Origin of the sequence: Pseudomonas sp. NPDC089758, assembly GCF_044748705.1 — a bacterium.
GTDB classification, from domain to species: domain Bacteria; phylum Pseudomonadota; class Gammaproteobacteria; order Pseudomonadales; family Pseudomonadaceae; genus Aquipseudomonas; species Aquipseudomonas putida_X.
The window spans coordinates 142,359-167,940 of the sequence record NZ_JBIVGN010000006.1; the positions used below are offsets into that span (position 1 = coordinate 142,359).

A 25,582-nucleotide genomic window follows, 5' to 3' on the forward strand; every position below is an offset into this window, starting at 1 on the left:
GATCAGAACGCCGCCTGGTAGAGTTCGACGGCATCGGCGAGGGTGACCTTGCGCGGGTTGTTCACCAGCAGGCGCTGCTGTTGCAGCGCTTCTTCAGCAAGCTGTTGCAAACTGTGCCGGGGCACGCCGACATCCCGCAACCGGCTCGGCAAGCCGCAGCGAGGTGCCAATTGCTCCAGCTCGGCAATGAACTGGCTGCACAACTCATGGGGCCCGCCAGGCTCCAGCCGCTCGCCCAACAAGGCCGGCGCCAGCGCCGCGTAGTCGGCGAATGCCTCGCTACGGTTGAAGCGCATGACATGCGGCAGGACCAAGGCATTGGCCAGCCCGTGCGGTACGTGAAAGCGCGCCCCCAGCGGGTAGGCCAGGGCGTGCACCGCAGCGACCGGTGCGTTGGCGAACGCCTGGCCGGCCAGGCAAGCCCCCAGCAGCATGGCCTGACGGGCCTGCAGATTACCGCCGTTGTGGACTGCCTGGTCGAGGTTGCCTGCCAGCAGTGTCAAGGCTTCGCGGGCCAGCAGGCTGGACAGGGGGTTGCGTTTGAACTTGCTGGTGCTGGCTTCGATGGCATGGACCATCGCATCGATGCCCGTGGCGGCCGTGATCGCAGGTGGCAGGCCCAGCGTGCGCTCGGCATCGAGCAGCGCCAGGTCTGGCAGCAGCAGCGGTGAAATCACCGCCATCTTGGCGCACTCGCCGGTGGTGATGACGGCAATGGGCGTGACCTCCGAGCCGGTACCCGCAGTGGTTGGGACCTGGATCAGGGGCAGGCGCTGGCCCTTGGCCTGGTCAATGCCATACACCGCCTCCAGGGTCTGGTCGCACCCTGGGTGGGCCAGCAGCGCGACCAGCTTGGCGACATCCATGGAGCTGCCGCCACCGAAACCGACGATCAGCTCGGCACCGATATGCCGGGCACGGCCGACGGCAGCCAGCACGCAGGCATGGCTGGGGTCGGCGCTGACATCACTGAAAATCGCCGCACTCAGGTTCGCCCGGGTGAAGCCAGGCAGGATGTCGTCAAGCATCCCCAGGCTGACCAGACCGGGGTCGGTAACGATCAGCACGCGGCGCACGCCGCGTTGCTGACACAACTGGGCCAGGCGGCCCGCGGCGCCCGGTTCGCAGAGCAGGTGAGCGGTCGTGGCAAAACTGAATGGCTGCATGTTCAGGGTCCTTTTGTTCTTGTGGGTGAACGGCGCAGCGCTCAGAAGGCGAAGTGCGCTTCATTCAGGCTCATCAGGCACTGCGCGCCGCCACGCAAAGCCTCACAGTGGGCACTTGCGCGCGGCAGGATGCGCCGCCAGTAAAAGTCCGCTGCGTGCAATTTGGCCTGATAGAAAGCGCTGTCGCCGCTGCCGGCGGCCAGTGCCGCACGGGCCCGCTCGGCCGCCCGCAGCCACAGCGCAGCCAGCAGCACATAGCCTGAATAGGCAAGAAAATCGACCGACACCGCGCCAATTTCCTGGGGGTCGCAGCGGCAGGCATCGAGCACCTCGGCGCTCAGGTTGCGCCACTCCTGCAGGCGCAGGGTCACCGCCTCGGCCATCGCTGCCAGGTCATCTGCGCGGCACGCGTGCGCCGCCTCCAGCAGGTCATCGATCAACAGGCGCAGCTGTTCGCCACCATCGGCCAGCACCTTGCGTCGCACGAGGTCCAGGGCCTGAATGCCATTGGTGCCCTCATACAGCTGGGTGATGCGGCTGTCGCGCATCAACTGCTCCATGCCCCACTCGCGAATGTAACCATGGCCGCCATACAGCTGCACGCCCAGGCTGGCGACCTCCTGGCCGACATCGGTGAGGAAGGCCTTGACCACCGGAATCAGCAGCGCTGCCCGACGCCCGGCGGCAGCCTGCACTTCAGGCTGCGCCGCACCCTGCTCCAGGTCGAGCGCCTGTGCAGCATAGGCCGCCAGCATCCGGCAACCCTCGCTGAGGGTCTTCTGGGTCAGCAGCATGCGCCGCACATCAGGGTGGCAGATGATCGGGTCGGCGCTGCGCTCGGGCGCCACCGGGCCGGCCAGGCTGCGCGACTGCAAGCGCTCGCGGGCGTAGGTCAGGCCGCCCTGGAAGGCAGCTTCGGCAATGCCCAGCCCCTGCAGCCCCACCTGAAAGCGCGCATCGTTCATCATGGTGAACATGCACGCCAGGCCCTGGTTGGCTTCACCCACCAGCCAGCCGCGGGCGCCGTCGAAGTTCATCACGCAAGTGGCTGCCCCCTTGATGCCCATCTTGTGTTCAAGGGCACCGCAGCCCAAGGCGTTGGGCTCCCCCGGCCCACCGTCGGTCGCGCACTCGAACTTGGGCACCAGGAACAGGCTGATGCCGCGCACGCCGGCCGGCGCATCGGGCAGGCGCGCCAGCACCAGGTGGATGATGTTGTCGGTCAGGTCCTGGTCGCCGCCACTGATGAAGATCTTGCTGCCAGTGATGCGATAGCTGCCATCGCCTTGCGGCTCGGCCCGGGTACGCAACAGCGCCAGGTCGGTGCCAGCCTGCGGTTCGGTCAGGCACATGGTGCCGGCCCACTCGCCGCTGACCAGCTTGCCCAGGTAGTCGCGTTTGAGCGCCGGGCTGCCATGGCGATGCAGCGCCAGCACAGCGCCTTCGGTGAGGCCCGAATAGATGCGAAACGACAGCGAGGCGCCCATCAGCATTTCGTGGAAACAGGCTGCGACCATCTGCGGCAGGCCCTGGCCATCGTGCTCGGTCGGGCCGGTCATGCCGCCCCAGCCCTGCTCGACATACAGCCGGTAGGCCTGGCGGAAGCCTTCGGGGGTCAACACCTGCCCCTGATCCAGGCGGCAGCCCTGCTCGTCGCCCTGGCGATTGAGCGGGGCCACCACCTCGCTGGCAAAGCGAGCGCCCTGTTCAAGGATGCCATCGATGGTGTCACGGTCCAGGCCGTTGCCCAGGCGGGCGCAATGTTGCGCCACATCGAACACCTCATGCAGGACGAACTGCATGTCACGCAGGGGGGCTCGGTAGGTCATACGCGGCCCTCATTCACGTCAGCCAACTGTTTGCCAGCTGCCGCCAGCCGCATCAGAAGACCCGCCGGGCGCCAGTGTTCGCCAAACAGGCCTTGCAGCCGCTCCAGCCTCGCCAGCAGCAGCCCCAGCCCTTGCCGATCGGCCCAGGACATCGGCCCGCCCGTCTCTGCCGGGAAGCCATAGCCATGCAAGTAGACCCGGTCGATGTCCTGGCTGCTGCTGGCTATGCCCTGCTCAAGAATCTTCGCCCCTTCATTGACCAGCGCCAGCAGGCAGCGCTCACGGATTTCCTCATCGTCGATCGGACGCCGACGCACCCCCAGGTCCTGAGCGACCTTGAGCACCAAGGCATCCACCTCGGGGTCATGCACAGCTTCGCGGCTGCCGGGGGCGTACCGGTAATAGCCCTGGCCAACCTTCTGCCCGAAACGACCGAGTGCGCACAGGGCATTGTCGACCTGGACCAACGGGGCATCCATCCCCTGCCCGGCCAATTGACGTGCGCGCCACTCCAGGTCGATGCCTACCACGTCGTACATGCGGAACGGGCCCATGGCAAAGCCGAACCCCTGCAGCGCCTCGTCCACCTGCCGTGGCGTGGCGCCCTCGAGCAGCAACTGCCGGGCCTCGGCGACATAGGTGCGCAACATGCGGTTACCAATGAAACCGGGGCAGTTCCCAGCGACCACCACCTCCTTGCCGATGCGCTGGCCCAGCGCCACGGCCGCCTCCAGCACTGCGGGCGCGGTGCACTTTCCGCGCACCACTTCCAGCAGCTTCATCACATGCGCCGGGCTGAAAAAGTGCAGCCCCAACACCTGTTCAGGCCGCCCGGTGACGGCGGCGATGGCATCGATGTCCAGCGCCGAGGTATTGCTGGCCAGGATCGCTTCAGGCTTGAGTGTGCTGTCCAGGGTGCGGAAGATCTCTTGCTTGAGCGCCAGGTTTTCGTACACCGCCTCGATCACCAGGTCGGCCTCGGCCAGCTCGGTGTAAGCCGTGACCTGCCGCACGCGAGCCAGGCAGGCATCGGCCTGGGCCTGGTCGATGCGGCCTTTGGCGACCTGCTGCGCCCAGGTCTGCGCGAGCATGGCAAGGCCTGCCTCGGTGGCGCTGGGGTCGTTGTCCAGCCACAGCACAGGCAGTCCGGCACGGGCCAGGCTGATGACGATGCCGCGGCCCATGGTGCCGGCGCCGATCACTGCAGCCTGCTGAACGTTATAGGAAGTACTCACGGGTGACACTCCTGATTCGGTGTAAAGGCATTGCCCCCACCCTAGTCAGGCGCCTACTATTTTTGAAATTCTAATTTTCCATCCCATGTATTTTTCGCATGAATATAGCCAACTTCGATCTCAACTTGCTGCGTGTGCTGGACATGCTGCTGCGTGAACAGAACGTGTCACGTGCTGCCGAGCGCCTGGCGTTGACCCAGCCGACGGTGAGCAACGCCCTGGCGCGTTTACGGGACATTCTCGGTGACCCGCTGCTGGTGCGGGTCGGCCGACGCATGCGCCCAACCCCCCGGGCCCTGGCCCTGGAAGGGCCGATTCGCGCGGCCCTGCAGCAGATCGAGCAGACCCTCGGCGCTGGCGACAGCTTCGACCCAGGCCGCAGCCACCGGCAACTGCGCATCGCCCTGACCGACTTCGCCGAACAATTGTGCATGCCCAGGTTGCTCGCCACCTTGCAAACCCAGGCGCCGCATCTTCGTGTGGACGTGCTGCACCTGGCACCCAACCTGCCGGCCGAAGCCCTCGACCGTGGCGAACTCGACTTGGTGCTGGGGCGCTTCGACGATGTGCCGGCGCGGTACGAGCGTCGCCACTGGCGCAGCGAAACCCTGCACGTGGCGGTGCGCCAGGGGCATCCAGAGGTCGATGGCGCGCTCGACCTGCAAGCCTTCCTGAGCTTGCGTCACCTCTGGGTGCACGGCGGCCAGACCCGGGGCATGGTCGACCAGTGGCTGGCCGAACAGGGCCTTGCGCGGCGCATCGCCTATACCACGCCCAATTACCTGCAGGCCGCCCACCTGGCCGCCAGCTCCGACCTGTGCGTGGTCTTGCCCACCGCACTGGCCCGCCATTTCGCCCAGCTACTGCCCTTGCAGGTCTTTGACCTGCCCTTCGCCCTGGAGCCCTTCGAGCTGGAACTGGTGTACCTTGCCCATCGTCAGCACGACCCGGCACTGGCCTGGCTGGTCGCGCGCATCATGGACATTCGCGCCGGCTGATCCATCGCATTCAGGTATGGCCACCCATGCAAGAGTGGTATTGGTTCGCTGGCAATCGATGTCCTTAGAGTGGTGGCCCCCATAACAACAAGGACCACCCCTATGCGCCTACGCTACCTGCCCACCCTGCTGGCCCTCGCCCTGCCCTCTGCGGTGCTGGCCCAGGCACCGGCCAAGGACGCCACCGAGCTGACGCGCCAAAGCAACCAGCAGTGGCTGCAGCGCCTGCCCTTCGAGAACCGGGCAGACTTCGACAACGCCCGCCGCGGCCTGCTGGAAAGTGCCGACCAGGCGGTGCTCAATGCCGATGGCAAGACGGTTTGGGACCTGCAGCGCTACGCCTTCCTCAAGGGCGAGGCGCCGGCGACGGTCAACCCCAGCCTGTGGCGCATCGCCCAGCTCAATACCATCGCCGGCCTGTTCAAGGTTACCGACCGCATCTACCAGATACGCGGCATGGACCTGGCCAACATGACCTTGATCGAAGGCGAACACGGGCTGATCGTGATGGACCCGCTGCTGTCGGTGGAAACCGCCCGGGCCGGGCTGGCCATGTACTTCAGGCATCGCCCGCAGCGGCCGGTGGTGGCAGTGATCTACACCCACCCACACGTCGACCATTTTGGCGGCGCGCGCGGGGTGATCGATGAGGCCGACGTAAAGGCCGGCAAGGTTCAGGTCATCGCCCCTCAAGGTTTCTTGGAACATGCCATCAGCGAGAACGTACTGGCCGGGCCGGCGATGAAGCGCCGGGCGCAGTACATGTATGGTGCGCCTCTGCCACGCAGCGCCCGCGGGCAGGTTGACGCAGGCCTCGGCAAGGCCGTGCCGGCCAATGCCACAGTCAGCCTCATCGCCCCGACACGGCTGATCGAAAAGCCGTTCGAGACCCTGCGCATCGACGGCGTGGATATCGAGTTCCAGCTGACGCCCGGCACCGAAGCACCGGCCGAGATGAACCTGTGGTTCCCGGCGTTCAAAGCCCTGTGCATGGCCGAAAACGCCTCCCATGTGCAGCACAACATCCTCACCCTGCGTGGCGCGCAGGTGCGCGATGCCAAGGTCTGGGCGCACTACCTGGACCAGTCGCTGCTGCGTTACGGCGACAAGGCCGAGGTGGTGTTCGCCCAGCACCATTGGCCGACCTGGGGCGGCGCGGCGATCCGTGAGTACCTGGCCGATCAGCGCGACATGTACGCCTTCCTCGACAGCCAGACGCTGCGCCTGCTCAACCGCGGCCTCACCCCTACCGAGATCGCCGCCGAACTGACCTCGCTGCCCCCCCGCCTGGCCAACAAATGGTACAGCCGCGACTACTACGGCTCGCTCAGCCACAACGTGCGGGCGGTGTACCAGCGCTACATGGGCTTCTACGACGGCAACCCGGCGACCCTCAACCCCTTGCCGCCGAGCGATGCAGGCCAGCGCTACGTGGCAGCGCTGGGCGGCAGCGAGCGGGTGCTGACGCTGGCGCGTGAGGCGTACGACAAGGGTGACTACCGCTGGGTGGCGGAGCTCACCCGGCACCTGGTATTCGCCCAAGCCGACAACAGCGCTGCACGTAACCTGCAAGCCGATGCCTTGGAGCAACTGGGTTACCAGAGCGAGAACGCCACCTGGCGCAACGCCTACCTGACCGGTGCGCAGGAGCTGCGCAACGGCGTCGCGGCCGGTGCCAGCAAAGGCGGCAGCGCCGACGACTTGGTACGCGCACTGACCCCATCGCTGTTCTTCGACTACCTGGGTGTGCGCGTCGATGCCGCCAAGGCGGCTGAGCAGGACCTGACCATCAACTGGCGCTTCACCGACATCGATGAAGACTACGCCCTGACCCTGCGCAATGGCGTGCTGACCCACCGCGACCATGCACAGCACGCCCAAGCGGATGTGCAGATCAACATGAGCAAGGCCACCCTGGACCGCATCGCACTCAAGCAGACCGGTTTTCTCAAGGAAGCCAAGACGGGTGATATCGACATCAGCGGTGAGCGGGTGAAGTTCATGCAGTTCATGGCTGGGCTGGATGAGCCGGACGGGCGCTTCAATATCGTCACGCCCTGAGCCTGCAACGGCGCCGTGCTAAGCAGTGCGGCGCAACCACACGCCCAGCACCAACCCGGCCACCAGTAACGCAGCCAGCGGTACGGTGCGCACTGCAGCCCACCCCCGCTCGCTGCGCAACATGGCCAGGCCCCGGCGGTAGATGGCGCGTTCGCGGGCCCTGCCCAGTAGCGCCAACGACAGTGCCGCGCCGGCCACAGCCACCAGGCCGCCGCGCCAGGCCAGGCAAGCCAGTACCAGTAAAGCCAACTGGGTTCGCCGCCAGGCCAACACCGTACGCTCGGCCTGCAGCCCGGTATCGACCGGGCCGTCAGCCATGCCAACGCCCCCATAACAGCGGTATCAGTGCCGCGCAGCCCAGCGCGCAGGCCACGCTCAACAGCGGTACCAAGCGTGGCAGCGGCAATGGCGCAGCGCGGCGCAGGGCGCGTTCCACCACCAGCCAGCGCCAACCAGCCCCCAGGCTTACCAGCAGGCTCGCCAGCAGCAACGCGAACTCCATGGCCAGGCGCCCGGATTGCGGCCAGGCATGCGCGGCAAAGGTTTCCAGGGCAATGGCACCGCCCAGCAATGCCAGGGCGGTGCGCAGCCAGGCCAGAAAGGTGCGTTCATTGGCCAGGGTGAAGCGCGGGTCAGGTGGCTTGCCAGGCCCCAGCAACCAGCGCTCCCAGGCGCTGTAATGGTGATCGGAACTCATCGGCTGTCCTGTGTGTGGCCCTGGGCGCTCAACGCAGCCCTTGGCTGCGCAGTGCCCCGGGCGAGAAGTACGAAGCGCTGGTGCGCAGGTCGAAGGTGAAGGGTTTGGGTTGCTCGTTGGTCAGGCCCGACAGCTGGTAACGCCCGTTGCGCAGGTCGTAGATCACCTCCATGGCGTTGACCAGTGCCTGCCCGGTGACGTGGTAGTAACTGTGCGCCTGGGCCGTGCGCCACAGCCGCCCCTGGTGGTCGAAGAAGTCGGCTTCGACGATGGCCCAGCTGTCCTCGTCCAGGTAGTAGCGGCGGCTGGCATAGATATGCTCGGCCCCGGGCTTGAGGGTACCGACCAGCTCCCATACCCGGTGCAATTCGTAGCGGGTTGGCTGCGGGTTGACGTGGCCCGGGCCGACCAGCGCGGTGTAGCTCAGCTGTGGCGAAGCCAGGCGATAACTGTTGTAGGGTACGTGCAGGGTTTTCTTGCCGATCAGGGTCCAGTGGTAAAGGTCCGGGGCACCGTTGAACATGTCGCGGCTGTCGGCGGTGCGCAGCCCGGCAGTCCCTGGGGTGATGCTGTCATAGGCCACGGCAGGCGCGCGCCGTACGCGTCGCTGGCTGCTGCTGTACAACCACGACAGGCGTGGCTGGGCGACCTGGTCGAGGGTTTCGTGCAGCACCAAGGCGTCACCTGCCAGGCGCGATGGCGCGGTCATGCGGTAGCTCAGGTAATACAGTACGTTGCTTGCCTGGCCGCCTGGCAGCATATCGGGCCTGGCGAAGGTTTGCTGCGCGCTGAACATGACGAAGCGACCATCACGACGCGGGGTGATGCTGTCCGAGGCCAGGCTGTAACTGCCGTTGCGTGGCCGCGTCAGGTGGTTCCACAGTACCTGCAGGCCATTGCGTGGCAGCGGAAACGCCAGTACCCCGGCAAAGCCCTGCACGCCATTGCCGTCATTGACCAGATGGGCGCTGGCAGCGTTGTGCTGGGCCCACTCGCTGACCCGAGCCGGCACCGCGACACTGCGGTGCGAGGGGTATACCGGCAGGCGAAAAGAGTCGGGAAAACGCTCGAGCAGCGCCACCTGGCCTGTCGTGAGCTGCTCGCGATAGCGCCGGTAGTTCTGCGCGGTGATGGTGTACAGCGGCTGCTCATCGGCGTAGGGGTCAAGCGGCGTGCCGTTGACCGCCAGTGAGACCTGCCCCGGTTGCAGCCCCCCGTTCCAGGCCGGTATGCGGCCATCACTGCTGGGCGCACGCTCGGCACCCACGGGTGTCAGTTGCGGGGGCAGTGGCGTAGCGCCAAGGTGGAGGGCCAGCAGGCTGGCATTGACGAGCAGGATACTTCGCAGCAGGGCGACAGCGTTCATGGGGTTGGCCTCTTGTTGTTGTTGGCTGACCTGGCCGTGCGGGCTTGCTTTGGCACGCCCCTTCCGGGTGATACTAGGAGCCACGCTTCGAACCCCACAAATAACGTGTTCGGATACGTGCCATATCAGTTCGGCATACCCTTGGAACCGCTGCGATGACCCTCAAACAGCTCCGCTACCTGATCGCAATCGTCGAAGCCGGCAGCTTTTCCTCGGCCGCGCGTCGTGCCTACATCGCCCAGCCGGCGCTGAGCAGGCAGATCGGCCTGCTGGAGAGTGAACTGGAAATGCAGCTGCTCGACCGCCAGCACGACGGCATCGTCCTCACCGACGCCGGTCGGCAGCTTTACGAGGTGGCCCGCCAGGTGGTGCAGAAGCTCGATTCGGTGAAGGACGAGCTCAAATCGAGCCGCGGTGACCCCAAGGGCCACGTCGCCATTTCCATTCCTGCCACCGCCGCAGACATGCTGCTGCCAGAAATCATCAAGCGTGCCGAGCAGCGCTTTCCCGGCGTGACCCTGACCGTGTGGGACGGCCTGAGCCGCAACGGCGGCCAAGCCATCGAATTGGGCAAGGTCGACTTCGGCGTGGTGCCCAATGCCGAGGAGCTGGAGCATGTCGAGGCCGAGCCGATCTTCACCGAGGCGCTGTACTGGGTCGGCCCTTCAGCCGCTGGCGTCGCCGATACCATCACCCTGGCCGAAGCCGCCGCCACGCGGCTGGTGCTGCCACCAAGGGCACTGCACCTGCGCCGGCGCATCGAACAGGCGGCCATGGAAGCCGGCGTGCCATTGGCGGCCGCCTACGAGCAGCAGTCGGCACCCGGGATCGCCAGCCTGGTCCGCGCAGGACTGGCGGCGACCATCAGCAACTGGCCGCCGCTGTGCGAGCTGCTCGAACCGACCCAGGCGCGGCTCATCGTCGAGCCACGCATCAGCCGCACCATTGCCTTGGCGCACTCACGGCACAAGCCCCTGTCGTTTGCCGCCGGTTGCTTGCACGACCTGGTGCGCGGGCTGCTGATCGAGCTGGTACTCGGCGGCCGCTGGCGTGGTGAGCTGATCGGCGGCGATGATGCGCCGCTCGGGTCGGTGCCGGGGGTTCAGCTGGCTGTCTGAGAGCGCGCCGGCACGCCACGCTCCACCGCACGCGGTTCAGCCAAGCGCTTCAGGGTGCGCTGCGGGTTCAGGCTCACCAGGCCCACCAGCCCCGCCACGACCAGTACTGCGCCACACACCAGAAAGCCCTGGGCATACCCTGTGGGATGCGCGGCACCTGTGCCCTGCACCAGCAACCCGGTTACCACCGGCGCAGCCAGGCCGGCCAGCGAAGCGATACCGTTACCGATGGCAAGCACCCCGCCGCGCTGGGCCGTTGGGGTGAACTCGGCGAGCATGGCCGGCCCTACGGAGTACATCACCAGCGCCAGGCCACCGCTGAAGGTCAGTGCGCCAACCCGCACGGCGGTGCTCAGGCCTGGCAGCATCAGCGACGCAGACAGCAGCCCGGAAAGCACCAGGCACAGCGAGACGAACACGCCGCGCGCCACGCGCGAAGATACGCCACGGCGCATCAGGCGTTGGGACAACCAGGCCATGAACAGGCTCAACGGCGTGGTCACCACCACGAACATCACAAAGATCCGCCCGGTCTGCAACGGGTCTATGCCCAGGCCGACCTGCAGATAACTGGGCACCCAGGTCAGCGTCAGGGCCAGTGACCAGTTGGCGGCGAAGTGGCAAAGGTAGTTGCCCATCACGCTGGGGTCGCCCAGCAGCTTGCGGTACGGTATTGCCGGCTCATCGCTCTTGAGCTGGCTGGCACGCAGGCGCTCAAGGGTGCCCTCCTGCCCCAGCCGCCACCACAGCAGGCACCACACCAGGCCGATCAATGAAAGGACGATGAAGTTGGTGCGCCAGCCATAGTGCAGGCTGACCCAGGGGATCATCGCGCCGGCCACCAGCAGCCCCATGGCGCTACCGGTGTGCAGCAACGCCACGGGCAGGTTGCGACGGTCATTGGGAAACCACTTGTACAGCGCATGGGTGGCGACCGGCGATGCCGGGCCCTCTCCGATGCCCAGCAACACGCGGCAGGCAACGATGGTCCACAGTGAAGTGGCGAACAGCATCGGCAACTGGATCACCGCCCAGAACAGGCCCATGCCCAATAGCAGCGTGCGGGTGGGGCGCCGGTTGGCCATGAAGCCGCCCACCACGGCGGACAAGGCGAAGAACCAATGCAAAGCGCCGCCAATCAGCCCGAACTCGGTCGCGGTCAGGCCCAGCTCGGCGCTCATCGGCACCGCAACCAGGCCAATCACCACCTTGTCGAGAAAATTGACCAGCATCAGCATGGCCAGCAGTACGGCCACCATCCAGGCGGTCCGTGGGTTGGGCAGGGAAGCATCCACAGTCATGGCGATTACTCTTGTTATTGTTGTGGAATGTAACAAAAGGCCGCCTTGGTGGCGGCCTGAGGGTCACGCGGGCATCAGCACGCCTTTGGCGATGGTGTTGCGCTGAATTTCACTGGTCCCGGTCAGGATGCGCATCATTCGGGTGGCACGGAAAATCCATTCCACCGGGTGGCCCTGCATCAACCCGGCACCGCCATGCACCTGCACGGCCTTGTCGGCAATGCGGAATGCAGCCTCCGAGACGAACAGCTTGCACATCGGCGCCTGGGTCCGGATATCGCCGCCGGCATCGTTCACCTGCGCCGTGGCGTAGACCATGCTGCGTGCTGCATGCAGCTCGGTAGCCATGTCAGCGATCATGTGGTTGACCGCCTGGAACATGGCGATCGGCTGGCCGAACTGCTTGCGGCTACGGGCATGCTCGATCGACAGGTTCAGGGCCAGGCCGGCCATGCCCAGCAAGGTCGGGCAATGCAGCAGCCGGTTGAGGGTAATGCGCCCCATGGCCAGCTTGAAGCCCTGGCCCTGCTCGCCAATCAGGTTGGCCGCTGGCACGCGCACGTCATCCAGCACGATGTCGCCGTGGGCCCCGCCACCGGACATGACTGCATAGTCGCTTTCGACGCGCACGCCCGGGGCCTTGAGGTCGACGAAGAACGCCGAAATACCCTGCGCGCCCTGCCCGGGGCCGGTCACGGCCAGCAACACCGCCAGGTCCGCGTACGTGGCACCCGAGATGTAGCGCTTGCTGCCGCTCAGCACGTAGTGATCACCATCGCGGCGCGCCTGGGTACGGATGGCAGTGGCGTCTGAACCCGCCTCGGCCTCGGTCAGGGCGAAGCACACGGCTTTCTCGGCACGGCACACTGGCTGCAGGAAATGCTCCACCTGATAGGGGCTGGCCACTTTGAGCAGGTGGCCCACCCGCGGCGGCCCGGACAGCTCGCCCAGTACGTGCGGGGCGAGCATCGAACCGGTCAGCACCGTGGCTTCTTTCACGGCGCACAGGTCGGCCACGCTCAAACCTGCACCGCCCATGGCTTCGGGCAGCATGAGGGTGTAAAGGCCCTGCTCGCTGGAGCGCTTCCAGACTTCCCGCAAGACCGCCTGAGGATGCGGGCGCGCCCAATTCAGCTGCATCTGCTGCTCCAGCGGGCGAACCTGGTCGCGGACGAACCCTTCGATGGCTTCAATGATCTGCGCAGCTTTTGCACTTGGTTGATACATGGTCATGCTCCCTGTCAGATACGACGATCGCTGTGTTGCCAGTAGGCTTCCCGGACCAGGCGGCGGACCACCTTGCCATTGGGGTTCTTCGGCAGTTCGGTGACGAAATCCACGCCTCGCGGCTTCTTGAAACCGGCCAGTGCACGGCCGCAGCGCTCGATGAGCTCGGCGGCGTCAAGCTGCGCGCCGGGCTTGAGCACCACCACAGCACGCACCGCTTCACCCCACTGCTCGTCCGGCACACCGACCACTGCCGCCTCGAACACTTCGGGAAAGCCGTAGATCACCTGCTCCACTTCGCTGGGGTACACGTTGAAGCCCCCGGAAATGATCATTTCCTTCTTGCGGTCGACGATGAATACGTAACCCTGCGCATCGACCGTGGCCAGGTCGCCGGTCAAGTAATAGCCGTCGCGCATGACTTCGGCGGTGAGCGCGGGCGCGCGCCAATAGCCCTGCATGATGTCCGGGCCCTTGACCACGATTTCGCCGATCTCGCCCGGCGCCACATCCTCGAATGCGTCGTTCACCACACGCAGGTCGGTCTCGAAATAGCAGCGCCCGCAAGAGGCCAGGCGTTGGTAGTTGCCGTCCTCGACCAGGTGGTCCTGCTCGGTCAGTACCGTGACCAGCGAGCAGGTTTCGCCGGCGCCATAACCTTGCACCAGAATCGGCCCGAACAGTTCGATGGCCTTCTTCACCAGGGCCGGCGCCATGGGCGCAGCGCCATACATGACCAGTCTGAGGCTGGACAGGTCGAAGCGCTCGACGTCGGGGTAATTGACCAGGCGGTTGATCATCGCCGGCACCAGGAACAGCCGCGTCACCCGCTCACGTTCGATGGTCTCCAGCAACAGGCGATCGTCGTAGCGGTCGAGCAGCAGGTTGCAGGCGCCCACCGCCAGCAGCGGCATGATCTGCATGCCGCTGGCATGGGTGATCGGCCCCACATGGGCCATCACATCATCAGGGCCAGAGCGCCGCGTGGGGCTGGCGATGCTCTTGCGGACCAGCGCCTTGCGGTTGCCAAACGACAACATGGCCGCCTTGAGTACCCCGGAGCTACCGGAGGTGTAATGCAGCACTGCCAGGGCGTCGTCGGCAGGGTCAAGGCTGCACGGTGCCTCGCTGCCGCGCTCAAGCAGCGCGGCGTAACCCAGGTCACCGCCCTCGCCCTCCAGCGCGATCACCTGGCGCAACATCGGCAAAGCCTCGCGTCGTTCGGCCAGCGCCTGGGCGAAGGTGGCATCGGTGATCAGCGCAACGCTGCAGGAGTCTTCCAGTACCCGTACCACTTCATCCAGCGACAACCGCGCGTTGATCGGCACCTTGACCATCGCTGCCTTGTACAGCGCCACCTCTGCCTCTACCAGTTCCACGCGGTTGGCAGCGAGGATCGCCACATGTTCACCGCTGGCCACGCCCAGTGCGCCCAGCCCCGAGGCCAGGCGGTTGCTGCGCCGTTCCAGTTGGGCATAGGTCAGGCGCGTCTGGCTGTCCGCCACGGCAGTGTGGTCCGGCCAGTAGCGGGCGCTGCGGGTAATGATCTTTCCAAGGTTCACGTTGTTGTTCTCGTCGACAGGAAGACATCGACGATGCTAAACACCCAGGCGTGGGCGGATGTAATACCAGTTTCCGATGCCGGCCATAACGAATTTGGCTGGGGTCATACAGCTGCCTGCAACCGTCGCCACAATGCACCCTGCACTGACGGGCTACAGGCCAGATTCACCAGATGGCGATGTCATAGGTCAGGTACAGGCGGTTGCTGTCCCGACCGCGGGAAAAGTCAGACCTGTAGACATAGTTGCGCAGCCGGATCCCAAGCCCTTTGAGGGCCCCGCCCTGCACCACATACGCAAGCTCGGCGTCACGCTCCCACTCACTCAGGCCCTGCGCCCCGGAGCGGCCGTTGTCCCCGCTCAGGTAGCGCGTCATGAAGGTCAGCCCGGGCACCCCTGCGGCGGCAAAGTTGTAGGCATAGCTTGCCATCCAGGTCTTTTCTTCTTCCTCGATGAACTTGCCGATGCCAACGTTGCTGAACGAATACACCGTTGCGCCACTGATGTACGGCAGCCCGGCTTCACCGTCCAGCACCTGGTACCCCGCGCCGAAGGTGTGCCCTGAATGGGCGTAGGACACTTGCGCACTGAACAGGTCGTTGTCGATGCTGCCGCCGTATGCCGCGCCGCTGTCACGGCTGGCGAAATACCGCAGGTCGGTGGTCAGTACCCCGCCGGCCAGCGCAAGGTCATGCACCAGGCCGGCGAAGTCCTGGCGGTAGAAGTGTTCGAGCTGACCGTGGAAGTAGCTCAAGCGCACGTGCTTGCTGAGCGCGTAGTCGGCGCCGGCGAAGTTGAAATCGCCCGACTCGGCGCCGCCATAACCGTCCAGGTACAAGCCGGTACTGTCGGAGGAGTCGCGTTGTTTGAACCGGTCCAGATGCCCGGCAGTGAGTGTCAGCCGCTCGATGTCGGTGCTGGTCAGCTGTGTGCCCTGGTAGGTCTGCGGCAGTACTCGGGCATCGTTGTAGACCAATACCGGCGTCTTGGGCAGCAAGGTACCGTGCTTGACCACCGTACGGCCCAGGCGAGCCTTGGCCGTCACCCCGGCACTGGCGAACTCCTGGGCAGCGCGACCGTCGTCATGCACCGGCAACAGGCCCGTACCGCTGCGGCCACGGCCGGAGTCCAGCCTGACTCCCAGCAGCCCCATGGCGTCGAGCCCCAGGCCCAGCGTGCCTTGGGTAAAGCCTGACTGATAGTCGAGCAGAAAACCCTGCGCCCACTCGGTTCGCTCGCTTTTGGCGGTGGCGGCGGCGCGGGCGCTCATGCCCTGCTCGTCGCGGAAATTTTCGTTGAAGTAAACGTTGCGCAGTTGCAGTTTGAGCTTGCCGTCATCGACGAATCCAGCAGCGCCGGCAACAGGCAGGCAGCCGCAGAGCAGGCCACAGGCGGCCGCCGCACGCAGAGCAGTTGGGGACATGTTCGGTACTCTGTTGTTGTTTTTGAATGAGTTCAAAGCGGGCGCCCGGCGGCGCCCTGGGCGGTTCAGACGAAGAAGGACAAGGCCCCGGTGGCCAGGGCCAGGGCGGTGATCACCAGGGAGGTGAGCACCGCCCATTTGACGGTGGCCTTTTGGAAATCGCCGATATCGCGGTCGACCATACCCACCAGCAGCAGGGTCGAGGCCACCAGCGGGCTCATCAGGTGCACAGGCTGGCCGAGCACCGAAGCGCGGGCGATCTCTACCGGGTCGATGCCGTAGGCAGCCGCCGCGTTGGCCAGGATCGGCACCACGCCAAAGTAGTAGGCATCATTGGACAGCACGAACGTCAGCGGCATGCTGGTGATCGCCACCACCAGCGGGAACCAGTGGCCCCAGGACTGCGGAATCCAGTCCACCAGTGTCTGCGCCAGCGCATCGACCATTTTCGTGCCGGAGAAGATGCCGGCGAAAATCCCTGCGGCAAACACCAGCAGCACGACCGTCATGGCGTTGCCGGAGTGGGCCAGGATGCGCTCTTTCTGCACCTCCAGTTGCGGGTAGTTGATCATCAAGGCAGCAACGAAACCGATCATGAACAGAATCGCTGCGTGCATCACGCCCAGGACCAGCGCGACCATTACCGCTACCACCAGCAGCAGGTTCACGTAGGCAAGCCGCGGACGCTTGTGCGGCGTGTCCTCGAGAATCGCCTTGATGTAGCAATTGCCGCCACCAGACTCGAGCTTGATGTTGCCGATGCGTTTGCGTTCGGCACGGCCCAGCAGAAACGCAGTGAAGACCACCCAGGCAGCGCCACCGATCATGGTGGGCAACATCGGGATGAAGTACTCGGTCGCATCGAGCCCCAGCGCCGCGATGGCCCGCGTCGCCGGCCCGCCCCATGGGCTCAGGCCGCTCATGATGCTCAGTGAAAGCATCGCCACCGTTGCCAGGATCATTGGGTTCATGCCGATGCGCTTGTACAGCGGCAACATGGCCGCGCAGGTGATCATGTAGGTGGTGGTGCCATCACCATCGAGCGCCACCAGCAGCGAAAGCAGTGCAGTGCCGATGGCGATCTTGATCGGGTCGCCATTGACGCGCTTGAGAATCTTGCGGATCAGCGGATCGAACAGCCCTGCGTCGATCATCAGGCCAAAGAACAGAATGGCGAACAGCAACAAGGCAGCCGACGGGGCAACCATCTTCAGGCCGTCGAGCATCATCTTGCCGGTGGTCGGCGCAAAACCGCCGATCACGGCGAAAACGATGGGGACTACGGTGAGCGCAACGATCGGCGACAGGCGTTTGCTCATGATGAGGTAGGTGAATGTCACCACCATGATCAAGCCAAGCAATGCAAGCATGATTGGGTTCTCTTGTTTTTATTCTAAGGCGTGGCCATCTGGCGCGCAGACGGCCCCCTGCCCCACTCGGCATCACAGTGATGCTGAGCGGGGGCCAAGTCAACGAAGGGGGTTAAGGGTGACGATCAGCCGTGACGACGGGGCTCTGCAGGCCAGCTGGACACCGTTGGCGTACCCTGCTCGGCGAGCGGCTCAGGCTCACCGTTCAGGGTGCGCATCAAGGTCTCCCGCTCACAGGCATTTTCCGACAGCGAGACCACCACGGTGGCAACGGCATTGCTGGCCAGGCTGGTCAGGGCGCGCGCCTCGGACATGAAACGATCGACGCCGATCAGCAGCGCCAAGCCAGCCAAGGGGATGTCGTGGATGACGGTCAGGGTCGAGGCCAGGGCTACGAAGCCACTCCCGGTGACACCGGCAGCGCCCTTGGAAGACAGCAGCATGATGGCGAGCATGGTGATGGTCTGGCCCAAGGTCAGGTCGATGTTGCACGCCTGGGCGATGAAGATGGCCGCCAGCGACAGGTAGATCGCCGTGCCATCCAGGTTGAAGGAGTAACCGGTGGGCAGCACCAGCCCCACCACACCTTTTTTGCAGCCCAGTGCTTCCAGTTTCTCCAACATGCGCGGCAACACCGGCTCGGTGGAAGAAGTACCCAGCACCACCAGAAACTCCTCACGGAAATAACGCAGCAGTTTCCACAGGCTGAAACCGTGCGCGCGGCAGATGCCACCCAACACGACGATGACGAAGAAGGCGCAGGCGATGTACAAGGTGCCGACCAGCTTCGCCAGGGCGCCAAGCGAGCTGATTCCGTACTGGCCTACGGTAAAGGCCAGTGCACCGAACGCACCGATCGGCGCGAAGCGCATCAGGTAGCCGAAAATGCGAAACACCATGGTCGAAGCGGATTCGAGCACATCCAGCACCGGCTTGCCCTTTTCACCCATCGACGACAGAGCAAACCCGCTGAGTACCGCGATGAACAGCACTGGCAGCACTTCGCCTTTGTTGAATGCGCCGATGAAGGTATCGGGAATGATGTGCATGAAAAAGTCGACCACGCTCAGTTTCGCCGCAGACGCAGCATACTGGCTCAGCCCCTCGGTGCTGAGGGTGGCGGGGTCAATGTTCATGCCCTCGCCAGGCCGAAAGAGGTAGACCGCCGCAAGGCCGATGATCAGGCTGACCACGGTCAAGCCCAGGAACAGCAGCAACGTCTTGCTCATCAAGCGCCCCAGCGAACGCTTGTCGGTCATGCCGGCGATCCCGGTGACGATGGTGCAGAACACCACAGGCGCGATCATCATCTTGATCAGCTTGATGAAGGCATCGCCCAGCGGTTTGAGCGCAACCGCCTGTTGCGCCCAGAAATGCCCGACCACCACGCCCAGCAGGACGGCGCAGAGAATCTGGAAGTACAGTGATTTTGCGATCTTCATGAGGCATCACCCATTGTTGAAATTGTGCGGATGCGCTTGTGTTGCCTGGGTTACCACGGTTTGACGCTTGGCAGGTTTCAACCCGCCATGCGCTGAAAACCAGGGGCGTATACAAATCCGGAGAACAGCCGGCGGGCGGTTCGAACCACCGAGGCCTGAATGGTCTGGCCATCCGGGCCACCGCGCGAAAGCGCGACATCGATACCGCCGCTAGGATGTTCCAGCCGTACTTCGGTGAGTGCTTGGGCAGCATCACCGAGCATGTCCATCACGACGGTGCCTGGGCTGACGCAGGCAGTTGCCAGCCCGATGGATCCTGTGATGGCCAGCGCCCGGTGGCAATTGTGCGGCATGAAATACCTTACCTGCAGCGTACCGTCATAGCGCGGCGCAGAGATCAACACGGGCTTGGGGATCACCATGTTGCTGACGTCGCCCAGGCCCATGGCCTTGCCCGCTTTCAGGCGCAGGGCTTCAAGGCGCTGCAGCAGGTGCGTGTTCGCATCCAGTTGCGCGGGGGTTTCCGAACCTGTCACGCCCATTTGCGCGGCATCGACGATCATCATCGGCATGGCCATGTCGATGCAGGTGACAGGGATACCGTCGATCACATCCTTGGCCTGCCCGGTAGGGAACAGCTTGCCCGTCTTGCTACCCACGGCATCGAGGAATGTCAGGTGAACCGGGGCGGCAGTCCCCGGCACGCCGTCGATCGCCGTACGCCCTTCGTAGCGCACGATGCCGCCGGGGGTCTCCACCAGCGAATTGACGAACGTGTTGGTATTGAGGTTGCGGATACGCACCAGGGTCTTGCCATCATTGCCCTTGACCAGCCCTTGCTCGATGGCGAAAGGGCCCACGGCACACAGCATATTGCCGCAGTTGGGGGCGGTATCGACGCGGCGCTGGGCAACCATCACTTGCACGAACAGGTAGTCGACGTCGGCGTCGGCATGCAGCGAAGGGCTGATGATGGCCACCTTGCTGGTCTGCGGGCTGCCACCGCCAATGCCGTCGATCTCAAGCTCGTGACCGGAGCCCATCAGGTTGATCAGCAGCTCGTCGCGCTCGACCACATTGGCTGGCAGATCCCACGCATGAAAGAACGGGCCTTTGGAGGTACCGCCGCGCATGAGCACACAAGGAATTCGTTGCATGACTACTGACTCTTGTTGATCAATTGGGGAAATTGATGTTCTGGACACAAGAGTGACAAAGTTTGATAAATCGATCCAATGCAAATATCGTAGCCATTGTTGCGTTTTACAAAACAATAAAGCGGTGAATTCCCTTAGGAAAACGTCATGGAATATGAGCTGCAAGACATAAGATCTTTCGTGAAAATCGCAGAACTTGGCAGCTTCCATGAGGCGGCTGAGGTGCTGCACCTGTCACAACCGGCGTTGAGCCGGCGGATAAAAAAGCTCGAAGAGGGCCTGGGAACGCCCTTGCTCGAACGGACCACCCGGCGCGTGAGCCTGACCACGGTCGGTCGCGACTTTCTGCCCAAGGCCAGGCGCCTGCTGGACGATTTCGAAGATTCGATCCTGAGCATTCGTGAACTTGCCGAGCGTCAGACCGGCCAAGTGACCCTGGCCTGCATCCCGACCGCTGCGTTTTACTTCCTGCCCTCGGTGATTCGGGACTACAACGAGCAGTACCCGAAAATCCGTATTCGGCTGCTGGACCTCAGTGCCAACGAGGGGCTGGAGGCGGTGCTGCGCGGTGAAGCCGATTTCGGTATCAACATGATGAGCGGCCAGCATCCGGATATCGAGTTCGTGTCGCTGGTGCAGGAGCGTTTCGTGCTGGCGTGCCGGCGCGATCACGAACTGGCCGATCGCGCGTCGGTCACCTGGACAGAGCTTGCCGATTACAGGCTCATCGGCGTCGGGCGCCTGAGCGGCAATCGCATGTTGCTGGACCATGCGCTGTCCGGCCTCAGCTGGCGGCCGAAGTGGTTCTATGAGGTGCAGCACCTTTCCACCTCGTTGGGCATGGTCGAAGCGGGGCTGGGGGTGTCGGCCATGCCAAGCCTGGCCATGCCGGCTGCCGACCATCCGACGTTGGTGAGCGTTCCACTGATGGAGCCCGAGGTGACGCGTACGCTCGGGCTGGTGTATCGGCGTGGGGCCTCGCTCTCACCTGCGGCAGAAAAGTTCGTTTCCATTCTGCTGGAGAAATGGCCGAACCGTTGATCGGTCGTGGCCAGCCACGCATCAGGTTGAGCGTTGTCCTTGGAATCGTTGCAGGGTGAATGATGAAAGATCGAGGTCGGTCCAGCCCCGGATGCACCACTGGGCGAATGCCTCGCCCAAGGCGGCGGAGTGCTTGAAACCATGGCCAGAGCACGCTGACACCACCAGGGTGTGCTTCAGCGCAGGGTGTTCATCAATGATGAAGTGGCGATCGGCAGTGACGGTGTAGGCGCAAACAGCCGACTTGACGACCCTGTCGGTCACCCCGGCGATACGGCCTTGTACTTGCGACTCATACATCTGCCGCTGTTCTTCTGCGCTCACGGTCCGGTCCAGCAGGTCGGGCAGCGATGCCGTGTGGTATTGGGCCGTGGCGATTTTCATGCTGCCCTCCCCGGGCAGCGCTGGGAAACCATAGTTGATTTTGTCGTCCCCGCGCCCATGGGTGAGGATGAATGTTGGCGATGCACCCTCAAGGCCCGCCTCGGCTTCGAGCTCGAACCAGAACAGCTTCTGCCGGTAGACCCCCAGCAAACGGTCGAACGGCTCGCCCAACAAACCGCCCGCCCAGTTGCCGGCGCTGAACACCAACTTGCGCGCCTTTAATGTGCGCAGGTTGGTGCAGACCGTGACACCGCAGTCATCCGAGCTGATCTGAGTGACCGTTTCTCCTGTGTGCAGCGTCGCCCCGTGTTGCACTGCCAGGCGCAGCTGCACGTCGATGCACCGCTCGGGGCGCACGAAGCCGCCACCGGGCTCGAAGTAGCCGATCGCATCGTCGCGCACATTGGCAAATTGCGGGAAGCGTTGACGGATCTGTGCAGCGCCAAGCACTTCGTGCTCGATTCCATAGGCCTGGGCCAGGCCTATGGTGCGCAGGGTGAAATCGCTTTTATCGTGCGGATCGAAGTCGGGACTGGAGGTCAGTGCAAGCAGACCGGACTGTTCGAACAACGATTCGCCAGACAGCGCCTCAAGTTCACGCCAGATCTGCTGAGCCCTCTTCACGATCGGCACGTACTGGGCACCCTCGCCGACGGAAAGACGCGTAATGCGCGTATCACCGTGGCTCGAGCCGAGGGTATGCGGTGGGTGGTAGCGATCGACCCCCACCACATCGACGCCCGCCTTGGCCAGTTGATAAGCGGTGGCGGCCCCCATTGCACCAAGCCCGATGACGACTACTTCGCAATGCTCCACTGACTATCGCTCGCTCAAAAAAGGCGGTAGTTGAAAGCAGGCGGGCCCAGGAAACAAAGAATTAAAGGGTATATCGATATGCCCTTGCGCAGGCCGTGTTCATCATCAGCCTTGCTTCACTGGCGCGGATGCCGCTGGGCGGGCGCGGTGAGCAGCCTTGCCGGCCCGATCGCTTGCCACCCACAGCAGCAGTGAGAAGCCCACCGCCAGCACTGCAATCAGCGCGCCCACCCAGCCCAGCGCAGCCAGCCCCAGTTGCTCGATGGTGACGCCGCCAATCACAGCGCCCAACCCGATGCCCGCGTTCGCCGCCGAGACATTCAATGTGCCGGCCAGGGCCTGCGCTTTGGCGCCTGCGATCATCACGCGTACCTGGCAAACAGGGAACAACGCGGTATACGCAATACCCCACGCGGCCAAGGCCACCACCAGCAACCACCGCGTATCGACCGCAGGCGGTGCGCCTGCCATGCCGGCGCCCAGCACCGTCAGCAGCACGATGGTCGCGCCAAGCGGGCTGCGGTCGACCAGCCGCCCGCCGATGGCGTTGCCGATCATGCCCACCGCACCGAAGCCCATCAGCCACCAGCCGACCTGCGCGCTGGGCACGTGGGCAAGGCGCTCGAGGATGTCGGCCAGGTAGGTGTAGGCGCTGAACATCGCAGTGAACACCACCACAGAGAGCGCGACATGAAAGATGAATTTCGGGTCCCGCAGGATGATCGTCTGCCGCTCGCCGCCCGCCCTTTTGGGCGCCTCCGGCAGCTGCGGCAGGCACACCCACATCAGCAGCGCGATGACCAGGCAAAGGCCCGAGATCAGCCAGAAGGTGCCCCGCCAGCCGAGCGCATCGGCTGCCAGTGTGCCCAGCGGAATGCCGAACACGAACGCCGCCGTGATGCCCAGATAGACCCGCGCTACGGCCTTGCCTTCATTGCCTTTACCCGCCAGCTGGCCTGCCGATTCACTGGCGGTGCCCCAAAACACCGGAAGCGTGGCAGCAGCCAGGATGCGCGACAAGGCCATGGTCCAGAAATCCGTAGCGACCGCCGACAGCGCATTGGATGCGGCGAAGATGATCAGCACCCCGAGAAACACCTTTTTGCGGTCCCAGTGGGATATGGCAGCGGTGAGAAACGGCCCGACCAGCATCACGGTAAAGGCGAAAACGGTGACCAACTGGCCCGCTTTCGGCACTGAAATACCCAAATCACGGGCGAGCCCGGGCAATATGCCGAGAATGATGAATTCGGTGGTCAGCACAGCGAACGCCGCCATCGTAAGGATCAGAATGCTGGTGCCTGCACGGGCATCTGCTGCCCCCGACAGGGACGCAGGGTTGGCATGCATGAGCGACTACTCCAGAAAAGGAAATTGGAGCAGGAGGGTATCCTGGAATAAAATTATCGTCTTTGGTATTTAAGAAAGGCCATTTGAGAAATTCATTCAACAATTGGAGGCGTCTTTGCTCAGTGAACAACGCTTGAAGGGCATTGCGGTCTTCATTTGCGTGGCAGAGGCCGGAAGCTTCACTGCTGCGGCCGAACGCATGAGCCTGACCACCTCCGCCGTCAGCAAAAGTGTGACCCGGCTGGAGCAACGCCTGAACATGAAGCTCTTCGCACGCACCACACGGCGCTTGGCGCTGACCGATGCGGGAGCCAATTACTACCAGACCTGCAAGCAGATCCTGGCCAGCCTGGAAGAGGCCGAAATGCAGATGCACAGTGCCCAGGTCGAGCCCTGTGGCCGGGTGCGCATCGACCTGCCTGCTTCTTACGGCAAACTGCGGGTACTGCCCTTGCTCATCGAGCTGATTGCCGAGCATGAGCTGCTGATGCCACATATCACGCTCACAGACCGCTTCCTCGACCCCATCGAGCATGACATCGACATCCTGGTCCGCATTGGCGGGCCGCACATCTGGCCCCAAGGTGTAGAGCGGCGGCTGATTGGCGTGCAGCAGCACATCTTTTGCGCCGCACCGGGTTATCTGCAACGCCGGGGCGTGCCTGAAACGGAACGGGACCTCCATGAGCACGGCTGCGTGCTTTATGGCAGGACCGACGGCGGTGTGTATCCGCTGCACTTCCCAGGTGCCCATGCCAGCGACAGCGAGCAGCGCGTGGTCTCGGGCCGTATTGCCATCGGCAACGCAGAAGGCCAGCTTGCCATGGTGCTGGCCGGGCTGGGGGTGGCCCAGTTGCCCTCCTGGCTGGTGCAGGAGCATCTTGACGCGGGCTCGCTGGTCCAGATCCTGCCGCAGCTGAGCACCACCGGCCTGCCTATCAACGTCGCATGGCTGAAAAGCCGGCAGTCGCTTCCCAAAGTAGCCGCATTGGTCGATGCCATCTGCACCAGGCTGAGCGAGCAAGCAACAGCCAACGCCGGCTAGCGGGATTGCTCAGCGCTTTGCTTCCCTGGTGCAGGCTGGGTGGTCGAGAGCTCCAACGCCCCCCTGAGCAAGGCATTGAGCATCGCGCCGGCATCACCACCCTGCCCCTCCAGCAGGCGCAGTGGAATACCCTTGAGCGCAGTCGCCGATTCGGCCAGGCCATCGCCGAGCAGCGCCAATGGGCAGGCAATATCCATCTGCAAGGCGCGCAGACGATCTGCCAGGCCACGGCTCACAGGGGGCTGCACCAGCAGCACCAGCGCGGCAGGCGCAATGGCCGCACACAACAGGGGCAACTCCTCCAGTGGTTGGTCGCTGCTGAGCACCTCGATCCGCTGCTGCTCACCGCTCATCAGCAAGCCGTGGCACAGCAGTTCAAACTCAGCGCTGCCACCGGTGCCGGCCAACAGCACGCGAGGGGCGGCGGCCTGGTTCAACTGCAGACGTAGCAGCAAACGGGCGCGCAGAAAGGCATCGAGAAACAGCCACTGGCTACGCTGGCCGTATGTGCTGCCTGACTGTAATGTGCGCCACACAGGCATCAGTATGTCGAGCAGCACCGTGGATTTGGGAAACAGTGTGAACAGCTGGCCATGAATGGCTTCTAGCGCCTGGCCATCGAACGCCAGGGTTGCACGGAGCACGGCAGCGCGCCACGTGGCATAGCCATCGGCAGCCGGTTCAACCGTTTGCTCATAGGCGTCTCGCCGCCTGGCCAGCATTTCGCTGACTTTGCTGATCGGTAGCCCGCTGGCGGTCCAGCGCAGTATGTCGCGGATGTGCTGCACATCCTGTGCGGTGTACAGCCGGTGACCACCCTCGGTACGCTGCGGCTGGATCAGGCCATGACGGCGCTCCCAGGCACGCAAGGTCACCGGGTTGACCCCGGTCAGGCTGACAACGTCACGCATTGGCAACAGGTCGGTGAAGGTCGCTTCGTTCATTGCGGCGGATCATCAGGGCGGTTACACATACTAAACCTATAGCTGCATGC

The 25,582-nt window shown here is 64.2% G+C and carries 21 protein-coding genes; 5 read left to right on the forward strand and 16 right to left on the reverse strand.

The window, feature by feature from the left end; all coding sequences use genetic code 11:
- Window positions 1–2: 2 nt before the first annotated feature.
- The 3 genes from ACIPZH_RS10855 to ACIPZH_RS10865 are packed head-to-tail and all read right to left on the reverse strand — an operon-like array spanning window position 3 to window position 4,230.
- Window positions 3–1,166 (reverse strand): iron-containing alcohol dehydrogenase, encoded by a 1,164-nt coding sequence (locus ACIPZH_RS10855; RefSeq protein WP_400636169.1) that lies wholly within the window; start codon window positions 1,164–1,166, stop codon window positions 3–5.
- Window positions 1,167–1,207: 41 nt separating this feature from the next.
- The gene (locus ACIPZH_RS10860) at window positions 1,208–2,995 is read right to left on the reverse strand and encodes an acyl-CoA dehydrogenase C-terminal domain-containing protein (RefSeq protein WP_400636170.1); all 1,788 of its coding nucleotides are present in this window, start codon (window positions 2,993–2,995) and stop codon (window positions 1,208–1,210) included.
- Window positions 2,992–4,230 (reverse strand): 3-hydroxyacyl-CoA dehydrogenase NAD-binding domain-containing protein, encoded by a 1,239-nt coding sequence (locus ACIPZH_RS10865; RefSeq protein WP_400636171.1) that lies wholly within the window; start codon window positions 4,228–4,230, stop codon window positions 2,992–2,994. Before ACIPZH_RS10865 ends, ACIPZH_RS10860 begins: the two co-directional genes overlap by 4 nt.
- Before the next feature lie 98 nt (window positions 4,231–4,328).
- Here ACIPZH_RS10865 and ACIPZH_RS10870 point away from each other — a divergent pair, with 98 nt between their 5' ends.
- Together ACIPZH_RS10870 and ACIPZH_RS10875 are read left to right on the forward strand one after the other, a co-directional pair.
- Window positions 4,329–5,228, forward strand: a complete 900-nt coding sequence (locus tag ACIPZH_RS10870; protein WP_400636172.1) for a LysR family transcriptional regulator — start codon at window positions 4,329–4,331, stop codon at window positions 5,226–5,228.
- Between the two features lie 102 nt (window positions 5,229–5,330).
- Window positions 5,331–7,289: an alkyl/aryl-sulfatase gene (locus ACIPZH_RS10875; RefSeq protein ID WP_267816867.1), complete on the forward strand. Its 1,959-nt coding sequence runs from the start codon at window positions 5,331–5,333 to the stop codon at window positions 7,287–7,289.
- Window positions 7,290–7,307: 18 nt separating this feature from the next.
- Here ACIPZH_RS10875 and ACIPZH_RS10880 read toward each other — a convergent pair whose 3' ends face one another.
- From ACIPZH_RS10880 to ACIPZH_RS10890, 3 genes are read right to left on the reverse strand one after another with little or no spacing between them, the layout of a single operon-like run.
- Window positions 7,308–7,607, reverse strand: coding sequence for a DUF202 domain-containing protein (locus ACIPZH_RS10880; RefSeq protein ID WP_241805298.1), 300 nt, complete (start codon window positions 7,605–7,607; stop codon window positions 7,308–7,310).
- Entirely contained in the window at window positions 7,600–7,986 is a 387-nt protein-coding gene (locus ACIPZH_RS10885; RefSeq protein ID WP_267816871.1) for a YidH family protein, read from the reverse strand. The genes ACIPZH_RS10880 and ACIPZH_RS10885 overlap by 8 nt, the downstream gene beginning before the upstream one ends.
- A 28-nt stretch (window positions 7,987–8,014) precedes the next feature.
- Complete coding sequence (locus ACIPZH_RS10890; RefSeq protein ID WP_400636173.1) at window positions 8,015–9,352, reverse strand: DUF1329 domain-containing protein; 1,338 nt, start codon at window positions 9,350–9,352, stop codon at window positions 8,015–8,017.
- A 155-nt stretch (window positions 9,353–9,507) separates the two neighbouring features.
- Here ACIPZH_RS10890 and ACIPZH_RS10895 point away from each other — a divergent pair, with 155 nt between their 5' ends.
- Window positions 9,508–10,470 (forward strand): LysR family transcriptional regulator, encoded by a 963-nt coding sequence (locus ACIPZH_RS10895; protein WP_241805301.1) that lies wholly within the window; start codon window positions 9,508–9,510, stop codon window positions 10,468–10,470.
- Here ACIPZH_RS10895 and ACIPZH_RS10900 read toward each other — a convergent pair.
- The 7 genes from ACIPZH_RS10900 to ACIPZH_RS10930 all read right to left on the reverse strand — a co-directional run bounded on the left by ACIPZH_RS10900 (window position 10,455) and on the right by ACIPZH_RS10930 (window position 19,952).
- The gene (locus ACIPZH_RS10900) at window positions 10,455–11,729 is read right to left on the reverse strand and encodes an MFS transporter (RefSeq protein ID WP_400636261.1); all 1,275 of its coding nucleotides are present in this window, start codon (window positions 11,727–11,729) and stop codon (window positions 10,455–10,457) included. The two genes, ACIPZH_RS10895 and ACIPZH_RS10900, sit on opposite strands and share 16 nt — an antisense overlap.
- A gap of 105 nt (window positions 11,730–11,834) precedes the next feature.
- Window positions 11,835–12,998: an acyl-CoA dehydrogenase family protein gene (locus tag ACIPZH_RS10905; protein ID WP_400626790.1), complete on the reverse strand. Its 1,164-nt coding sequence runs from the start codon at window positions 12,996–12,998 to the stop codon at window positions 11,835–11,837.
- 14 nt (window positions 12,999–13,012) lie between these two features.
- Window positions 13,013–14,560 (reverse strand): AMP-binding protein, encoded by a 1,548-nt coding sequence (locus ACIPZH_RS10910; RefSeq protein WP_400636174.1) that lies wholly within the window; start codon window positions 14,558–14,560, stop codon window positions 13,013–13,015.
- A 166-nt stretch (window positions 14,561–14,726) separates the two neighbouring features.
- The gene (locus tag ACIPZH_RS10915; RefSeq protein ID WP_400636175.1) at window positions 14,727–15,983 is read right to left on the reverse strand and encodes an OprD family porin; all 1,257 of its coding nucleotides are present in this window, start codon (window positions 15,981–15,983) and stop codon (window positions 14,727–14,729) included.
- 65 nt (window positions 15,984–16,048) lie between these two features.
- Window positions 16,049–17,353, reverse strand: a complete 1,305-nt coding sequence (locus ACIPZH_RS10920) for a CitMHS family transporter (RefSeq protein ID WP_241805305.1) — start codon at window positions 17,351–17,353, stop codon at window positions 16,049–16,051.
- 125 nt (window positions 17,354–17,478) lie between these two features.
- A complete protein-coding gene (locus tag ACIPZH_RS10925) occupies window positions 17,479–18,795 on the reverse strand; it encodes a dicarboxylate/amino acid:cation symporter (protein ID WP_267816887.1) in 1,317 nt (438 codons plus the stop codon).
- A gap of 77 nt (window positions 18,796–18,872) precedes the next feature.
- Window positions 18,873–19,952, reverse strand: coding sequence for a 4-oxalomesaconate tautomerase (locus tag ACIPZH_RS10930; RefSeq protein WP_400626800.1), 1,080 nt, complete (start codon window positions 19,950–19,952; stop codon window positions 18,873–18,875).
- Between the two features lie 147 nt (window positions 19,953–20,099).
- Here ACIPZH_RS10930 and ACIPZH_RS10935 point away from each other — a divergent pair, with 147 nt between their 5' ends.
- A complete protein-coding gene (locus ACIPZH_RS10935) occupies window positions 20,100–20,993 on the forward strand; it encodes a LysR family transcriptional regulator (protein WP_241805308.1) in 894 nt (297 codons plus the stop codon).
- A 21-nt stretch (window positions 20,994–21,014) separates the two neighbouring features.
- On the opposite strand, the gene solA is transcribed toward ACIPZH_RS10935, so the two are convergent.
- Window positions 21,015–22,193, reverse strand: a complete 1,179-nt coding sequence (gene solA / locus ACIPZH_RS10940) for an N-methyl-L-tryptophan oxidase (RefSeq protein ID WP_400636176.1) — start codon at window positions 22,191–22,193, stop codon at window positions 21,015–21,017.
- A gap of 105 nt (window positions 22,194–22,298) precedes the next feature.
- Complete coding sequence (locus ACIPZH_RS10945) at window positions 22,299–23,543, reverse strand: MFS transporter (protein ID WP_400636177.1); 1,245 nt, start codon at window positions 23,541–23,543, stop codon at window positions 22,299–22,301.
- Between the two features lie 115 nt (window positions 23,544–23,658).
- Between ACIPZH_RS10945 and ACIPZH_RS10950 the strand changes: the two genes are divergently transcribed.
- The gene (locus ACIPZH_RS10950; protein ID WP_400636178.1) at window positions 23,659–24,588 is read left to right on the forward strand and encodes a LysR family transcriptional regulator; all 930 of its coding nucleotides are present in this window, start codon (window positions 23,659–23,661) and stop codon (window positions 24,586–24,588) included.
- Here the strand turns inward: ACIPZH_RS10950 and ACIPZH_RS10955 are convergent.
- Entirely contained in the window at window positions 24,585–25,532 is a 948-nt protein-coding gene (locus ACIPZH_RS10955) for a MerR family transcriptional regulator (RefSeq protein ID WP_241805314.1), read from the reverse strand. The two genes, ACIPZH_RS10950 and ACIPZH_RS10955, sit on opposite strands and share 4 nt — an antisense overlap.
- Window positions 25,533–25,582 lie beyond the last annotated feature (50 nt).

Coding starts and splice junctions, on each gene's coding strand:
- ACIPZH_RS10875 (WP_267816867.1), top strand. CDS start 5,331: ATGCGCCTACGCTACCTGCCCACCCTGCTGGCCCTCGCCCTGCCCTCT.
- ACIPZH_RS10895 (WP_241805301.1), top strand. CDS start 9,508: ATGACCCTCAAACAGCTCCGCTACCTGATCGCAATCGTCGAAGCCGGC.
- ACIPZH_RS10885 (WP_267816871.1), bottom strand. CDS start 7,986: ATGAGTTCCGATCACCATTACAGCGCCTGGGAGCGCTGGTTGCTGGGG.
- ACIPZH_RS10890 (WP_400636173.1), bottom strand. CDS start 9,352: ATGAACGCTGTCGCCCTGCTGCGAAGTATCCTGCTCGTCAATGCCAGC.
- ACIPZH_RS10930 (WP_400626800.1), bottom strand. CDS start 19,952: ATGCAACGAATTCCTTGTGTGCTCATGCGCGGCGGTACCTCCAAAGGC.
- ACIPZH_RS10955 (WP_241805314.1), bottom strand. CDS start 25,532: ATGAACGAAGCGACCTTCACCGACCTGTTGCCAATGCGTGACGTTGTC.
- ACIPZH_RS10870 (WP_400636172.1), top strand. CDS start 4,329: ATGAATATAGCCAACTTCGATCTCAACTTGCTGCGTGTGCTGGACATG.
- ACIPZH_RS10855 (WP_400636169.1), bottom strand. CDS start 1,166: ATGCAGCCATTCAGTTTTGCCACGACCGCTCACCTGCTCTGCGAACCG.
- ACIPZH_RS10925 (WP_267816887.1), bottom strand. CDS start 18,795: ATGAAGATCGCAAAATCACTGTACTTCCAGATTCTCTGCGCCGTCCTG.
- ACIPZH_RS10905 (WP_400626790.1), bottom strand. CDS start 12,998: ATGTATCAACCAAGTGCAAAAGCTGCGCAGATCATTGAAGCCATCGAA.
- ACIPZH_RS10935 (WP_241805308.1), top strand. CDS start 20,100: ATGGAATATGAGCTGCAAGACATAAGATCTTTCGTGAAAATCGCAGAA.
- ACIPZH_RS10860 (WP_400636170.1), bottom strand. CDS start 2,995: ATGACCTACCGAGCCCCCCTGCGTGACATGCAGTTCGTCCTGCATGAG.
- ACIPZH_RS10900 (WP_400636261.1), bottom strand. CDS start 11,729: ATGGTGGCCGTACTGCTGGCCATGCTGATGCTGGTCAATTTTCTCGAC.
- ACIPZH_RS10915 (WP_400636175.1), bottom strand. CDS start 15,983: ATGTCCCCAACTGCTCTGCGTGCGGCGGCCGCCTGTGGCCTGCTCTGC.
- ACIPZH_RS10880 (WP_241805298.1), bottom strand. CDS start 7,607: ATGGCTGACGGCCCGGTCGATACCGGGCTGCAGGCCGAGCGTACGGTG.
- ACIPZH_RS10945 (WP_400636177.1), bottom strand. CDS start 23,543: ATGCATGCCAACCCTGCGTCCCTGTCGGGGGCAGCAGATGCCCGTGCA.
- ACIPZH_RS10920 (WP_241805305.1), bottom strand. CDS start 17,353: ATGCTTGCATTGCTTGGCTTGATCATGGTGGTGACATTCACCTACCTC.